The 14145-nt window shown below is 69.2% G+C and carries 13 protein-coding genes and 1 pseudogene; 3 read left to right on the top strand and 11 right to left on the bottom strand.

All coding sequences use genetic code 11. The annotated features are described in order from the left end of the window. Positions 1 to 343: pseudogene (locus tag HR086_RS36600) on the bottom strand (sigma-54-dependent Fis family transcriptional regulator); the annotation flags it as partial. 233 nt (positions 344 to 576) lie between these two features. Here HR086_RS36600 and HR086_RS36595 point away from each other — a divergent pair. Then, positions 577 to 1257, top strand: a complete 681-nt coding sequence (locus HR086_RS36595; protein ID WP_174458466.1) for an RNA polymerase sigma factor — start codon at positions 577 to 579, stop codon at positions 1255 to 1257. Here HR086_RS36595 and HR086_RS36590 read toward each other — a convergent pair. The 4 genes from HR086_RS36590 to HR086_RS36575 form a co-directional block, all read right to left on the bottom strand. After that, on the bottom strand, positions 1193 to 2554 hold the full coding sequence (locus tag HR086_RS36590) for a TAXI family TRAP transporter solute-binding subunit (RefSeq protein WP_174458467.1): 1362 nt from the start codon (positions 2552 to 2554) through the stop codon (positions 1193 to 1195). The genes HR086_RS36595 and HR086_RS36590 overlap by 65 nt on opposite strands. Before the next feature lie 63 nt (positions 2555 to 2617). Then, the gene (locus HR086_RS36585) at positions 2618 to 4123 is read right to left on the bottom strand and encodes a hypothetical protein (RefSeq protein ID WP_174467945.1); all 1506 of its coding nucleotides are present in this window, start codon (positions 4121 to 4123) and stop codon (positions 2618 to 2620) included. 407 nt (positions 4124 to 4530) lie between these two features. Continuing rightward, entirely contained in the window at positions 4531 to 5274 is a 744-nt protein-coding gene (locus HR086_RS36580) for a double-CXXCG motif protein (protein ID WP_174467944.1), read from the bottom strand. Next, positions 5275 to 5958: a TIGR02269 family lipoprotein gene (locus HR086_RS36575; protein ID WP_174467943.1), complete on the bottom strand. Its 684-nt coding sequence runs from the start codon at positions 5956 to 5958 to the stop codon at positions 5275 to 5277. Positions 5959 to 6226: 268 nt separating this feature from the next. Here HR086_RS36575 and HR086_RS36570 point away from each other — a divergent pair, with 268 nt between their 5' ends. Next, complete coding sequence (locus HR086_RS36570; protein WP_174467942.1) at positions 6227 to 6625, top strand: Imm1 family immunity protein; 399 nt, start codon at positions 6227 to 6229, stop codon at positions 6623 to 6625. Between the two features lie 149 nt (positions 6626 to 6774). Here the strand turns inward: HR086_RS36570 and HR086_RS36565 are convergent, their stop codons facing one another. The 4 genes from HR086_RS36565 to HR086_RS36550 all read right to left on the bottom strand — a co-directional run bounded on the left by HR086_RS36565 (position 6775) and on the right by HR086_RS36550 (position 9932). Next, positions 6775 to 8088 carry a nitrilase-related carbon-nitrogen hydrolase gene (locus tag HR086_RS36565; protein ID WP_174467941.1) on the bottom strand — a complete coding sequence of 438 codons (1314 nt, stop codon included), beginning with the start codon at positions 8086 to 8088 and terminating at the stop codon, positions 6775 to 6777. Then, positions 8085 to 8672 (bottom strand): hypothetical protein, encoded by a 588-nt coding sequence (locus HR086_RS36560; protein WP_174467940.1) that lies wholly within the window; start codon positions 8670 to 8672, stop codon positions 8085 to 8087. Before HR086_RS36560 ends, HR086_RS36565 begins: the two co-directional genes overlap by 4 nt. 127 nt (positions 8673 to 8799) lie before the next feature. Next, a complete protein-coding gene (locus HR086_RS36555) occupies positions 8800 to 9534 on the bottom strand; it encodes a hypothetical protein (RefSeq protein ID WP_141643819.1) in 735 nt (244 codons plus the stop codon). A gap of 227 nt (positions 9535 to 9761) precedes the next feature. Beyond that, positions 9762 to 9932 (bottom strand): hypothetical protein, encoded by a 171-nt coding sequence (locus tag HR086_RS36550; protein ID WP_174467939.1) that lies wholly within the window; start codon positions 9930 to 9932, stop codon positions 9762 to 9764. Positions 9933 to 10082: 150 nt separating this feature from the next. Here HR086_RS36550 and HR086_RS36545 point away from each other — a divergent pair, with 150 nt between their 5' ends. After that, complete coding sequence (locus HR086_RS36545) at positions 10083 to 12089, top strand: hypothetical protein (protein WP_174467938.1); 2007 nt, start codon at positions 10083 to 10085, stop codon at positions 12087 to 12089. 76 nt (positions 12090 to 12165) lie between these two features. On the opposite strand, the gene HR086_RS36540 is transcribed toward HR086_RS36545, so the two are convergent. Together HR086_RS36540 and HR086_RS36535 are read right to left on the bottom strand one after the other, a co-directional pair. Further along, on the bottom strand, positions 12166 to 13095 hold the full coding sequence (locus HR086_RS36540; RefSeq protein ID WP_174467937.1) for a PD40 domain-containing protein: 930 nt from the start codon (positions 13093 to 13095) through the stop codon (positions 12166 to 12168). Positions 13096 to 13241: 146 nt separating this feature from the next. Then, positions 13242 to 14054 carry a LytTR family DNA-binding domain-containing protein gene (locus HR086_RS36535; RefSeq protein WP_174467936.1) on the bottom strand — a complete coding sequence of 271 codons (813 nt, stop codon included), beginning with the start codon at positions 14052 to 14054 and terminating at the stop codon, positions 13242 to 13244. Positions 14055 to 14145: the final 91 nt, after the last annotated feature.

Genomic DNA, 14145 nt, shown 5'->3' with positions numbered 1-14145 from the left:
GCCCTGGCACCCCGCCCACCATCACCTGGGTCCCCTCGGCATCCCCTTCCAGCCGGACACCACCCTCCGGACGCGGGAGGAAGCGCAGGGGACGGCGGCTCACGAACGGGTCCGCCAGCGGCCTGCCGATGACTTCCCCCACGCGCGTGAAGAGCGGCTCGTTGCGCGACAGGGCCACCTCCTTGCCGCGCGCCAGGGACTCCAACACGAACCGCTCCCCCACCCGCGAGGCGAGCGGATGGGAGACCAGCGTCAGCGCCGGCAGGTGCGCGGTGGCCTGCGAATCACCGCCTTGCCGCTGAGGACTCGCGGTGGAGACGTCGTCGAGGAGTCTCTGCTTCATGAGGGGGACGCTCGGAGCCAGGGCCCGCGTTCTCCCTCAGGCTACACGAGCCCGAAGCGCGACGGACCATGGGAGCCCCCGGGCTGGCACACGCTGACATGTCAGCCGACGCCGCTGACATGCCAGCCGAGCACCGCGCCGACCGACCCTGCGCCCTTCTCCGAGGGCGCATGCCCCGGCACAGCGGTTGCTCTAGGAGGCGCTCGGAGGGGTTGCCAACGGTGAGAACCCTCATGGAAGCGAAGACGACTGGATTCTGGGAGCTGTGGCTGTGCCACCACCCGAAGCTCCTCGCGAAGAGCCTGCGCCACCTGGGTGGCCACCAGGCCGACGCGGAGGACGCATTGAGCACCGCGATGCTGCGAGCCGCCGAGGCCTGGCCCCGGGAAGTCCAGCGGCTGCGAAACCCCGAGGCGTGGCTGACACGCATCCTCCACAACGCCTGCGTGGACCTGCATCGCATGCGGGCCCGGCGCGCGGAGGAGCCGCCCGAGCAGGACGACGAGGCCCCGTCCGAGGCAGTGCAGCCGGCGCATGCCCCATCGCCGGAGCAGCTCGTCCTGGAGCAGGAGCAGTCCCAGTTGCTGTGGCGCCACGTCCACCGGCTGCCGGAGCCCTTGCGGCGGGCGTGCCTGCTGCGCTTCGAGCGGGAGCTGGATGGCCGCAGCATGGCCGTGGAGCTGGGCATCACCCATGTGAATACCCGCCGCAGGCTGCTTCGGGCCTATCAGGTGCTGCGCCTGGCGCTCGGCACCTCGGCGCGCGGCACGGACCTGGAGCCTCCCGTGCGCGGCGGCGCGGAGCAGTCCCTGCCTCCGAGCCGGGCGCCGCGCGCCAGACGGGGGCCGACTACGCGTTGGCGGAGCGGACGAGCGCGCCCACCCCGTCCCGCGCACCGTCGAGTCGGCGGATGAGGCGGCGGCGGACGACCTCGATGTGCTCGCGGAAGAAGTAGAGGTTCTCCGCGTAGGCGAGCGGCATGGGGATGCGGTTGACCTCGCGCTCGGCCTCTTCCAGCCGCTTGAGCATGTCCTCGAGCATGTCCCGCCCGGGGTTCTCATCGAGCTGGATTTCAATCTCCTTCAACCGCGCGTACCAACGGACGATGCGCGAGCGGATGCGCCACTGGTACAGCGCGGGAACGGCGCGGAACAGCGGCACCACCACGGCGATGATGGGCACCAGCATCACCCACAACCGGTCCACCAGGTTCGCCGCCCAGAACGGCAGGTAGCGCTGGAGCAGCGGGATTCCCGCCTCGTAATAGCGTCGGGCCTCGCTGCTGAGGGCGAAGCCCGTCTCGCGCGGCGCGGGGAACTCGCTGGCGCCATCGAGCAGGCCCGCGCTGCCGTGGATTTGGCTGGCCGCGCGCATGAGGAGGTAGGAGAGCGCGGGGTGCAGGGAGTCGCGCGCGACGAGGTTCGCCGTCGGCGCGAGCACCACCACGTCCCGCGCGGGGATATCCGAGGCGAGGTTGAACACGCCGCGCGGCAGCACCAGCCGGGTCAGGTACGGGAAGCGGCGCGCGTACGCCTCGCCCCGCGCGAAGCTGAGCAGATTCACACCGGGCACCGCCGCCAGCTTCTGGATGGGGGGCGACTCCGCGGGCGAGATGAGGAAGATGGCGTCGAGGTGGCCCTGCTTGAGCTGCTCGATGGCGGCCTCGCGCTCCAGCGGCAGCAGCTCCGTGGGCGCCTGGTCGATGCCATTGGCCTTCAGCAGCGTGACGGCGAGCGCGCGCGTGCCACTGCCCTCCGGCCCCACCGCGATGCGGCGGCCCTTCAGCTGGCGCACGTCCTCCAGGGGCTCGCCCCGGTAGAAGACCCAGAGGGGCACGTAGGAGAGGCTGCCCAGGGACACGACGCTCGCGGCCTTCTCGCCGCCCGCGGTGCCGCTCTGCACGAAGGCGACGTCGACGTCGGAGTTCTCGTCCGACAGCAGCGCGACGTTCTCGATGGAGCCCTTCGTCGAGCGCAGCTCCAGGGTGACGCCGTGCTTGGAGAGGAAGTCCTGGTACTTGCGCGCGTAGTAGCGGAAGCCGCCCTCGTCGGGCGACAGGGCCAGCACGAGCTTCTTTGGAGGCGCGGGCTCGATGAAATGGAACGCGGCGGCGAAGGCGATGCCGATGAGGAGCACCGCGGGCGCGAGGGTGAACCACAGGTCGCGCCGCAGCGTGCGCCGCAGTTGTTGCTTGAGGGAGTCCGCCGTCATGGTGGGCGCGGAGTATACGCACCTCTCCGCGCCCACTCCCATGCCTGCCTGCGCGAAGGAGGGCTAGCAGTCAGCCGGGCACGCGGCGGGCGACTCCCAAGGCTGGCACACGGCATCCCCGCACGAGGAGTTGAGGAACGTCTCCAGCACGGCCCTGCGGTGCGGCAGGAAGACGGCGTTGAGCGCGGGGGAGATGCGGAAGCGCGGGCCGAACGGGCCAGGGGCCGGGTCGAACTGCTCACCCACATGGACGAAGCCGCCCGACGGAGGCCAGACGAGGCCGCCGCCCAGGTTCGCCCCGTTGCTCAGCTCGTGACAGCCGCCGCACGACAGCGCCATCGAGCGCTCCACGATGTGCTGGGGCAGCAGCGGGCTGCCCAGCAGCAGCAGCTCGTTCTGGATGTTGGTGCGGAAGGGGCTGGGGTTGGGGCCGAACTGGAAGCGGTAGTCGTTCTCCGGGCCCTGCGCGTTGCTCTGGCCGCTGTTGAACATGTCCGGAATGGTGTTGTTGAACAGGTTGATGTCGGTGACGGCCAGCGCCGGCACCTGTGAGGGGAACAGGACGTTCTGGAAGGACGGCGCCAGCGGGTGCCCGGAGACGGGGTCGAACAACGTGCCGCCCGGGTTGACCTTCACCGTCACCGGCCGGAAGTTCAACTGGCAGGGCACGCTGCCGCACATCGTGCGCCGCACGCTGAACTCTCGCAGCGTCCACGGCGGCTGGATGAACTGGTTGGTTCGCACCTGCCCGGTCGGCACGCTCCCCGTCGTCCGGTTGCCGTAGTTGTCGATGTGGACCACCGGCATGAAGCCCGGCAGGCCCGTGAAGTAGAAGTTCTGCAGCCCGCCGATGCGGGTGGCCAGCGCCGCGCCCGTCAGCGAGGCCCAGAAGTTGGCCACCGGCGCACAGCCATTGAGGCCGGCGGTCGGATTGGGGTTGGGCAGCACCGCCTCGAAGATGAGCAGGTTGCGATTGCCACCGCCGGGGATGCCGGAGCGCTTGCCATAGACGATGCGGTACTCACCGCAGTCCACGCCCGACGCCGGCGCCAGGTCGAAGCGGTTGACGAGCGCCAGCGGGACGTACTCGTCGGGGTTGGTGCCCGGACTGAGGAAGGGATTGACGAAGGCCTGGTTCCCCTCGATGCGAGGACACTGATACTGGAAGCCGTTGAAGAGCGGGCCGCAGTTGGGCGGGTTCGCCGTGTTCCACCAGTCCTGGAAGAGCGCCAGCGGCGTCAGCCCCGCGACACCGGACTGCGTCACCAGCTGACTCATCACCCGCACGAGCGGGAAGTTCCTCACGATGGCGTCGTCGGTGATGATGAGCGACGAGCGCGGGTCCACCGTGACGACCATCGCCGACGGCCCCATGGGTGGCAGCGCCATGGCACCGATGCCGCGGCGCTCCGGGTGCCTCGTCGGGTCCACCGTCACTTCCTCCGCCGGGTCCATCCCGGTCGGCTCCGCCTCCGGCGCCGCGTTGTCACAGCCGGCCGCCAGGGCCACCACCGCGCACACGAGCATCCCGCGCCAGGCCAACTGGCTCTTCTCAACCATGCGTTGCATTCGAGGTCTCACACCCGCGCGGACGGCCGCGCCCCCTGCCAGGGATGAGCACTCCGGCACGTTGCCGGATTCACGGGTCGGCAAGAAATCCCATGATTCCGAGTTTATACATTGTTCACTGACACAAAATCCACAAAGAGGATGAGTCAAACGCAAACATGGGTTTGCGAGCGTCGGCGACAGGGCTTGGGTCTCGATACACCCTTGCGCGCCGTCCCATCCAAGACGTGTGACGTGTGGCGAGTGTTACTCCCCGACGTCGGAGGGTGGACATCGAGGGCGATGCACGCGACCTGGAAGGCAGGATGCGCCCGGGGCACCGAGGACACCGGCCCCACGCGGCGGGAGGACTCGCCACGTCTGTCGCTGGAATTGGGGGGCAATCAGGGTGGCGAACAGCAGGAGCGTCAGCGGTGATGAGTGGCCCCGGCAGGTGGCCGCACCGCACGCGTCGTCAGGGCCCCGCCAGTGACATCCAGAGGGACAATCTCCGACTCCTCCAACTCACGGCCCAACCGTTCGACGACACGCTCGCTCACGACCACGAGAGACGCACAACTCCGCGCGAAATCGACGTCGGGAACTTCGGCCAGGCGCAACTGACCGAAGGGGGGCAGCACAAAGTCCGTACGACCGCAGGTCTTGCAGGCCCCATGGGCATCGGCGCCCGCGATGCTCCCGCCAGACCGCACCTCGAGTTCCACCAGGTCGGCCACCCCAGGCCGCGCCCTGAAGCGTGTCGGGACTGGGCTGGCCCCCGTGAGCCCCTTGAGTCTCTCCACCACGGCCGGCTGAACGACGAGCATCCACGGCACGTGGATGACCACGGGGGGAAAGCGTCCCCTGGCCCTGCCGGTCAACGCGCCGAACCCTGTGCCCGGCTCCACAACGGCTCCCTGCGGCACCAGCGGCAACACGCGATTCCGAAGGCTCACGAATTGGTCCCAGGGCACGCACCGTGGCCGTTCGAAGTCCCGCCGCCCTGACATCTCGGAGAGGTCGACCGTCGGGTAGTCGTATCCGCCGCCCCCCCAAACCGCCTTGCACGTCGGGCACGCCACTCCGGGGAGTCCCCACTCCCGTCCCAGATCGTAGGCTCCGGTCCACTTCGACCGCTCCACGCGTCGCCGGGTCAGCGTGTAGTAGCGCATTCACTCTCCAGCGGCGGCGGCCAGCGAGAGCCGCTGCCAGTACGTCATCGGGACGCCAAGGAGACCATACCGCTCCACCAATCTCCCGCCATGGCGGAAGTGGTCAGCACGCGTCGCACGCAGTCGGTTCGCCTGAATCCAGTCGAACCAGTCCCGATTCCACGGTCCACCATCCTTCCCCTCATGCACCCGCCGGTGTTCCGCGACGCCGACGAGAAGCGTGTACTGGTGGATCTCGATGCCGATAGTCGCGAAGTACCCCTCAAAGACACGCGGGAGGATGTGGTGTCGCTCCTTCTCGCGGCGGCTCCAGTCTGCGATGGCCTTCCGCGCTGCCTTGACGCTTGGCAATTCGTCCCTCCGGTACCACGGGATGATGAAGACGGCCTGCCGCCCTGGAAGGGGAACAGCTCCGCCCCAGTACCGCTGGATGCGCGCTGTAGCCCCGTCTGGAGCCCGGGCAGGTGGGAGCCTCAGTGCATACGGCGGAGAGGCGAGGTCCTCGCAGCGGTAGAGGCCACACTCATCCTCGCCACAGGAGGGCGCGTAGCAGCCTTCGTCATTGTCCCCGGCTGACTGAGCGCAGGCCTCCGCGGAGTCATCCACGCTCGTGTCGAGCAACTCACCGGCACGGATGTACTCCGGTGCTGCGGCACAGCCAGTGACCAAGAGCAGGACAACCAACCACCGATGCGTCGTCATTTGCGTCCCCCCGGACACGCTGCATTGCGAGGATGCAGCTCTGCCACGGCGGAGCGTCACTGAAGGGAGCGAACGTTGTCCGGCAGTCACCACTCCACCCAGCCGCGCCGAGGGCGAGTGGCTGCCCTACCGGGTGCAGCGTTTCAGAAGGCGCACGCGGACCCACTGGCGCATATTGCCGCGGCGGACTCAGCGTCCTCGCACGGCTGCTGTGGGTCGGAAACGGACCTTGAGAGCATTCCCTGGAGCGATGACGAAGATGGCGATGATTCACGGGGACCGCTGGGAGGGACTGATGCTCCACGAGTGGAAGGTCGACCGCGCGTCATCGGCCGACCTTGAGCGCGCTCTTGATCGACTCGACGCTCGCAGCCACACCATGGTCACCATCCTGCAGGAGGGAGAGCAGCACCTGACCATGGGTGGTGGTGCCGGCCAGTTCGTCGTGTACGCCACCTTCGACAACAATCAGTTCTGGAACCTGCTGCGCTCCCAGCCAGCCACCGGCACGACCCTGCTGAACGTCGGGGGACAGGAGGGGGACTATCCAGCCGAACAGATAGTGACCAAAGAGCAGGCTCTCGCTGCCGGGCTTGCGTTCCTCGACACCGGCCGGCTGGACCCCTCTCAGCAGTGGCAGAACCCGTAGTTGTGCCACAGCGGAGCTCGAAGCACCTCTGCACGCCCGTTCCGCGCCCTCGCTGCTACCCGGTCCGTCGCCTCATTTCACGCGCACAGCCGCCTGACCTCGTGAACATCGACATCCCGAGGACTGGCGCATGCCCACGAGGACCTTGCCTACTCCTGCATCGCCTCCACCATCCGCGGCGGCGGGGACAGCATGAGGATGCTGCTCGCCCCCGGTGCGCTCCGCGCCAGCACGCGGCCGTCGGAAGACACCACCACCGCGATGCCTCCCAGCGAGGCTCGCACCGCGGGCATGCGCAGCTCCACCGCCCGCATCACCACACCGCCGATGGCCTGGTCCACGGCGAAGCGACTTCCAGCCAGGGGCAGATCACTGGCCAGGACCGCGAGCAGCTCTCCTCCCGCCTCCCGTCCACGCAAGGCGGTGGCGCGGCTGAAGGCCTCGTAGCAGATGAGCGGAATCACCTTCCGCCCCGCGAGGGACAGCAGCGGTCGCGCCTGGCTTGCGAGCAGCGGCTCCCCTCTTCCCTGAAGCCCGAAGATGGAGCGCTCGCCGATGGGGACGAGGATGGACTTGCCTCGGGTCTCCCGCAGACGCCCGTCCGCATCAAAGGCGGCGGCGGCATTGAAAAAACCCTCGGGCGTTCGGAGCATCAGCCCCGCGATGGCGGGGACCGGCAGGCGCGCATCGAAGGCCTCGAGGACCTCCGGCCGTGACACACGTCCCTCCGTCCCCCGCTGGAGCCCCCGGACCGTGGACTCTGGCCAGATGAGCCGCTCCGTGGCCTCGGGCACCGACTCCGGCACCCGCACGGAAGAGGCCATGTGGACCACGCCCGTCCCCTGGAGCGCATCGTCCGCCACGGGCAGCCGGGGCAGCGCGGCCAGGGCCAGCATGACGCCCACGGCCGGCAGCAACAGGCGGCGCGAGCGCAGGGCCACGGCCTCTCCAACGCACACGGCGGCGAGCAGGCAGAGCACCAGGGTGGGCACCCACCCCACGAAGCCCACGGCCCTCAGGATTGGCGGCTGCATCCACTGGGAATGCAGCACGTGCGTCATGGAGAAGCCGCTCCACGCCTCCAGCCCCGCCTCGCCCAGCACCCAGCCCAAAGGCAACCAGTACCTTGGAGGCACCCGCTTCACGAGCAGCGCCGCCAGCGCCAGCAGCGGCACCTGGGACAGCGCCCCCGTGGCCGTCCAGCCCAGAAACGCCACGATGAACGGAGGAGGAAGCCAGGGGGCCGTGTAGAACTCCGCCGTCCCCACCCACCAGTGCAGGGCCACGCCCTGGCGCACCAGCGCGGACAGCAGCAGCGCCGCGGCGGCCTGGCGCCAGCCGTTGGCTCGGTGGAGCGCCCACCCCAACAGCGCGATGCCCACCCAGGCCAAAGGCTGCGCCCACGTCCAAAGGAAGGCGACGCCCAGCGCGACACCCGAGCCCAGGGCCAGGAGCAGGCTCATCGCTTCCGGAACCTCTCGGGCGGAACGGGGACCAGCGCCGTGGCCTCCCCCGGGAGCACCACCTTCACGAGGTTGGGGTGCTTGCGCGCCAACCGGGCCTCCAGCACCGCGGGCTCCCAGCGCGACACCTCTTCGAGCGCCGTGTCCATGGCCTTCGCATCCAACCGCCACAACTCGAGCGCCTTGCCAGAGCGCGTCCGGACGAAACGAGCGCGCTGCTCGGGGCTCCCGGCCTGGAAGAAGCCCTCGTCATAGAGCAACCCATCGAGGGGCAGCTTGTACGTGGAGCCCAGCACCCAGGCCCCCGGCGCCTCTTCCGCGAGCGCCGTGAGCAGCGGCGTGGAGAAGCCATAGCAGGTATCCAGGACGATGAGGTCCGGGCGATAGCACCGAACCACCCGCGCGAGGTCCTCCGGGGACGCGTTGAGATAGCTCGGCGGCAGGCTGTGTCCGCTGAGCACGAGCACCTCGGCCCTCACTCCAGAGGGACAGGAGAAGTCCTCGAGGGCCACATGCGGGCAGCGGGCATCCGAGCACGGCGACTGCTGCAACTCGGCGACATCCACTCGTGAGTAGATCGCCACGACGCGCTCCTGCACTCCGGGGGCCTGCCGACACGCGCAGGCCCCCAGAAGCAGGGCCAGGAGCCAGTGCCTTACCAACACAGTCATGGACGGTTCCAGTTCCTGGCTCGAAACACCGGGAGGCCTGCTAGCAGCGGCACCAATACGAGGCGCACCACGAGCGGCAGTAGTTGCTCAACCCGGTGAGCCTGCAGCCGTTCCGCCGGTACTGCTGGGAGCAGCCGACGGTGGAGCCCACGTACCAGACGCCCACCGCGATGAGGACGACCACCGCCGCGGCGCCGCCCTTCCCATTATTGTCCTCGGGAAGGTACTTGCTGATGACTTCAATCATCGTGAACAGGGAGTACTCGGAGACGGCTTCCAGCGCCCCGGTCTCGAGGAGGATACTGGCCGCTTCCTGCTCGTTGGCGGCCAGCTTGTCACCCACCAGGATGGTCTTGTCCGCGTTGAAGACCATGTGCAGCTTGCCGCCTTCATGGTGGACCCAGGCGTCGCCCGTCTCGTTGTTCACCGTGTAGATGGTGCGCTCCCCGGTCTTCTCGTCATACACCTCGAGGACGGCGTCCTCCGTGCCGCGGACGAGCGTCTGCCGCAGGACGAAGTTCATGAAACGGGGCACCTCGTCATGCATCGCGATGCCCAGCCGGCCAAACCGCTCCAGGCTCCCGTCAACGACTTGCGCGGGCTCCACGGCGCTGAAGACGATGTTCTCGGCCAGGGCCTCGCGCGCCTTGGTCATCGGGTTGGCTTCGGGAGCACGGCTGCAGCCGATCTGAACGGTGAAGACCGCGAGCATCGCGAGCGTTGCCGCGCGCATGCCGTTGGAAGAACCACGGTGTGACTCAGCCGGATGAAACATGTGGGGACACTCCTCTTGCTGTGGGGAACTCGCACCTGGCGCAAGGCCGGGTGCGATGGTTGCTGCACTCCCCGTGAAGGCAGGAAGTAGGCCATCTCTGGCTTCCCTCGGAATCTGGGGTGCTACGCCGGTGCCGTTGTTGCGTCCGCCGCAACAAATCTTCACTCTCCGTGACACCCAGCGCTACAACCCCCACTGCACATCCAGTGCGCGCAGCGGCGGCCGCCTCAGTCCTCGTCGCAGTGGAGGAAGCCGTGCGCGTCGCCCTCGATGAGGGGGGCAGATGCTGCTTCCGTTTCTCGCTCGTTGGGCAGGTCCGCCCTGCTCCACCAGTCCTGGGTGCGAAGCTGAACGAAGGCCCTGCCCTCGCGCGCCGTCCCGTCCACGACGTGTGACATGTGGCGAGTGTTACTCCTCGACATCGGAGACGGACGTCAGGGGCCACACCCACGACTCGGAAGGCAGGATGTGCCCAGGGCGCCGAGGACACCGGCCCCTCGCGGCGGAAGGACTCGCCACGTCTGTCTCTGGAGTTGGGGGGTCATTCAATGAAGACGTCTCTTCGCGCCGCATTCGTCGGCACGAGCATCCACCTCGTCATCCTGGGAGCAGTCCTCGCGGCCTGCGATGGACCCGGTGAGTCGCCACCCCAGGAGCCGCGGACAATGGCCCCCCAGGCCGTCCAGCGTGCGTACCAGGACTATTACAGCGTGGCCCTCGCGCCGGGCGGTCCCACGGGCAGCAGTCAGCTCAGCCGGGGCACCGTCTTCGTCCCCATCCTCCAGCCCGTCACCCATGCGCCGCTCCTGGGTCTGGATGGCACGCCTCTTCGCTACACGTGCGGCGTCACGTTCATCTCCCCACGCAGGGCCATCACCGCCGCGCACTGCCTGGACGACGTCAGCGTCTGGGACCCCGCGAACCAGTCGCTCGAGGTCCGGATGTATGACCCGATGATTGACGCGGAGGTGAACTGGGAGGCCACCGCGGAGAGCCTGTCGGGCACCTTTCCCGGCTTCCACCGGACGCCGCTCGGCGGGGGCTACAGCACGTCGTCCTATTCGTGTCGGGTGATTGCCCGCTGCGGCGACTCGTTCGGCAACTACCAGTGCCCCGCATCGTTCCCCCGGGCCGACACCGCGTTGCTCGACTGCGGCGCCGAGAGCCCCGGCTGTCGTTACGACTACCTGGACGTCGCCGAGTCGGAGGGCCTGGGCGTCCCCGTGTCCATGGCGTGGGCCCACGAGGTCTACTCGATTCCGGAGGACCGGAGCACCGAGCTCTGGCAGCGCTACACGCGCTACATCGACTACGAGCCCGCGCAGAACTACCACTACTACGGGGTGAATCAGCTGCTGCCCCTGCTCTCCAGTCCCTGGAGCAATCCGTCCCGGCCTCGCGTCTCCCTGGGCCTCTCCGGCTTCGGCACCGACGCGCGGCTCACGGAGCTGCATGGCTGCCATGGCTCGTCCGGCTCCGGAATCACACAGCTCAACGAGCACCTGGGCACCCAGGAGCTGCTCGGGCCCGTCGCGGTCTGGGCCCACTGGGTGTTCCCCGCGCACGACTACGACTTCCTCTGTGAAGACCCCGCGCGCACCGCGCGGCTCCCGGGCGACGCCGGGCTGGGCTATGCCCGGCTGGCCTTCACCCGGAAGCTCGTCGAGTCGAGGAGCCCGGACGATGTCTGCGACACCCTGGTGCCGGGCCTGTTTCCCAATCCCCTGCTCTGGTTGACGCACGACGTGTGGCTCCTGCGCCGGGGCGCGCTGGGCACACAACCCTTTCCCAAACACTGGCCGTGCACCGCCTCCTCGTGCTCCGCCTGGGAGCGATTGCGCTTTCCCAATGAGCCCCTGGTACCCCTGGCGTGGGGAGAGTCCCTCACGCTGCCCTCGGCGGAGGTCATCGCGGGAATGACCTATCGCGTGTCGGTGCGCGTCCGGGCCCTGGAGAGCACTCCGGCGACTGTCACGCTCTCGCTCGGGACTCAGTCCCTCCTGAGCAACGCGAGTCCCGTCGCGCTCCCAGGCGAGGCGGCGGGGCTCATCGCCACCACCTTCGTGCCGCTGTCCGGCGCGGCGCAGCCCTTGCGGCTCGCCCCAGGCGAGGACTCGGGGGCCTTCGCCGTGACGGAGGTCGTCGTCGTCGCGGACCCGCTGGCCAACGGCTTCGAGTATCGCTCGCGGCGCGTGGGCATGGGCATCCTCGAGCCCGGCGCTCGCACGCCCGTCCCGGCGACCTGGACGCGACTCCCTCCCTCGCGCTTCGCGGCCCTCCTGCGTGGGGGCCAGCGGTTCGTCGTGACACGACAGGCTTTCGTGTCGGGCCGCGCCTGGACGGTCGAATTCGACACGTCACGCGACACGGTGGGAGTGTCCTGCGGCTTCATCACCGCTGACGGGCGGGAGCTGCGCACGCGCTGCAACGCGGTGCGTGGACGCGTCCGCACCCACTTCCAGCTCGGCGCGGCACAGCCCGTGGCCTTCTTCGTCGACCTGCCGGCCGGACAGCCCGACCTCATCCTGGACAACCTCCGCCTCGTGACCCGCTGAGCGACGAGCCGGAAGCCACATCGCGCCTCCGCCCGGAGTCAGACCCCTGGCTCCGGGTGGAAGCCGCGTTGGGCGCTCAGTCGCGCACGTCGCACGAGCCGGCATCGGAGAGGAGCCGGCCGACCTGGACGTGGAAGAGGTCGCTGGGGAGGAACGGCTCATACTGGTGCCGCACGAAGTAGAGCGTGCGGTGGTCCGGCGAGAGCGTCGGATGGTACTCGTCCAGCGCGGTGTTCACCGTCGGCCCCAGGTTGCGGGCCGGCTGCCAGCCGCGCCACGTGCGCGTGGCCACGTAGAGGTCGCCGTAGCCGTAGCCCTCCGGACGACCGATGGAGGCGAACAACAGCGTGTCGCCGTCCGGCAGGACGTTCGGGTTGAACTCCCACAGCTCGGTGTTGACGGCGGGGCCCACGTTCTCCGCGGGCCCGTAGCTGCCATCCGCGCGGAGCTTCGAGCGCCACACGTCCCAGCCGCCGAAGCCGCCCTCACGGTCCGAGCCGAAGTACAGCGTGCCGTCCTCGTCCACGCTGGGGTACAGCTCGTCACCGAGGCTGTGCACCGCGGCCCCCAGGTGACGCGGTTCGCTCCAGCCGCCGTCCCTGCGTCGCTCGACGACCCACATCTCCACATCCTCGCGCGGCGCGCCGTTGACGGGACGGATGGAGGAGAAGAACAGCCGACGTCCATCCGGCGAGACGAACGGGTCGATGTCCGAATACACGCCCGAGAACGACGCGGGGCGGGGCTCCGTCCAGCGGCCATGGCGCAGCTCGGAGAAGACGATGGTGGCCTGGCGCGTCTCGGGGAAGAAGCCGGGGCTCACGCCCCAGAAGGCCGTGCGCCCATCCGGAGTGAAGGCGATGCGCCACTCCTCCTGGCCCGGAAGGGAGACGAACCCCGGGGCGAACACCTCGGGCGTGCGAGGCGCGGAGGCCGAAGCGGACGTGGCGGCGCACAGCACCAGCGTCGCGAGCAGCACGGGGATGCGACGGAATGACGATGACATGACGGATTCCTCTCGGGATGTGGCGGGAGGAAGTGACGTCGTTCCCGCCATGGCCGAAGAGGTACGCGCGTTGCCCGCCGTTGTCCGGGAAGCGGGGATGAAGCGAGAGGGACGCGGGACGGACGGGAGCCCCTCGGGGACGCGCCTCAGCGCGCTCCGTCCGAACCTGGACCCAGTCCGAGCGCGGACTCCACGCGAGCGCGATGGCTGCGTCCGGTGCGCACCGCGGTGCCGCCAGGGCCCAGCACCAACAGGTATTCGCCCTGGGACAGGGGCTCCATCTCCCGCACCAGGTCCAGGTTGACGAGCACGGAGCGATGCACGCGGAGGAAGCGACGTGGGTCCAGCCGCTCCTCCAGATGCGTCAGCGTCTCTCGCAGGACGTGCTGCTCGCCCCCGACGTGGACGCGGACGTAGTTGGCCTCGGACTCCACGTGGGTGATGGTGGAGCAGTCGACGAAGCGGATGCGCCCGTCGATCTTGATGGGCAGCCTGCGCAGAGGGGCCTCCGCCATCGCGAGACCCGACAGCAGGGCCTCCTGGCGCGCCACGGCCTCGCTGCGCCGCACGAGGCGCACCTGCTCGCGTGCCCGGACCAGCGCGGCCCGAAAGCGCTCCTTGTCATAGGGCTTGAGCAGGAAGTCCAACGCCTGCGCCTCGAACGCACGCACGGCGTGCTGCTGCCACGCGGTGACGAAGACGACCACGGGGAGCGACTCTGGAGGCAGTGCGCGGAGGACCTCGAAGCCGTCACCCGCGGGCATCTCGACATCCAGCAGCAGCACGTCCGGCGACGTGTGGAGCACCGCGCGCACCGCCTCCGCGCCGCTGGTCGCCTCGGCCACCACTTCGACGTTCTGCTCCGCCGCCAGCAGTGCGCGCAGCCGGGAGCGCGCCAGCGGCTCGTCGTCAGCGAGCGCCACGCGAAGCAGCGTCGACTCCACCGGTTCCGCGCTCATGCCGCCACCCGAGCCCCCTCGGGGCCCGCGTCGAGCGGCACGCGCAATTCCACCACCGCGCCCCGGGGCGTCCCCTGCCGCAGCTCCAGCC

It is taken from the genome of Myxococcus sp. CA039A (assembly GCF_013336645.1).
Classification (GTDB): domain Bacteria; phylum Myxococcota; class Myxococcia; order Myxococcales; family Myxococcaceae; genus Myxococcus; species Myxococcus llanfairpwllgwyngyllgogerychwyrndrobwllllantysiliogogogochensis.
Note: the sequence above shows the minus strand (reverse complement) of the source record. Positions and strands in the feature narration are given on the sequence as shown.

Bases quoted from the DNA above. Each gene is read 5' to 3' on its own strand.
- HR086_RS36595 (WP_174458466.1), top strand. From the start codon at position 577: ATGGAAGCGAAGACGACTGGATTCTGGGAGCTGTGGCTGTGCCACCAC.
- HR086_RS36590 (WP_174458467.1), bottom strand. From the start codon at position 2,554: ATGACGGCGGACTCCCTCAAGCAACAACTGCGGCGCACGCTGCGGCGC.
- HR086_RS36585 (WP_174467945.1), bottom strand. From the start codon at position 4,123: ATGCAACGCATGGTTGAGAAGAGCCAGTTGGCCTGGCGCGGGATGCTC.
- HR086_RS36580 (WP_174467944.1), bottom strand. From the start codon at position 5,274: ATGCGCTACTACACGCTGACCCGGCGACGCGTGGAGCGGTCGAAGTGG.
- HR086_RS36570 (WP_174467942.1), top strand. From the start codon at position 6,227: ATGACGAAGATGGCGATGATTCACGGGGACCGCTGGGAGGGACTGATG.
- HR086_RS36565 (WP_174467941.1), bottom strand. From the start codon at position 8,088: ATGAGCCTGCTCCTGGCCCTGGGCTCGGGTGTCGCGCTGGGCGTCGCC.
- HR086_RS36555 (WP_141643819.1), bottom strand. From the start codon at position 9,534: ATGTTTCATCCGGCTGAGTCACACCGTGGTTCTTCCAACGGCATGCGC.
- HR086_RS36550 (WP_174467939.1), bottom strand. From the start codon at position 9,932: ATGTCACACGTCGTGGACGGGACGGCGCGCGAGGGCAGGGCCTTCGTT.
- HR086_RS36545 (WP_174467938.1), top strand. From the start codon at position 10,083: ATGAAGACGTCTCTTCGCGCCGCATTCGTCGGCACGAGCATCCACCTC.
- HR086_RS36540 (WP_174467937.1), bottom strand. From the start codon at position 13,095: ATGTCATCGTCATTCCGTCGCATCCCCGTGCTGCTCGCGACGCTGGTG.
- HR086_RS36535 (WP_174467936.1), bottom strand. From the start codon at position 14,054: ATGAGCGCGGAACCGGTGGAGTCGACGCTGCTTCGCGTGGCGCTCGCT.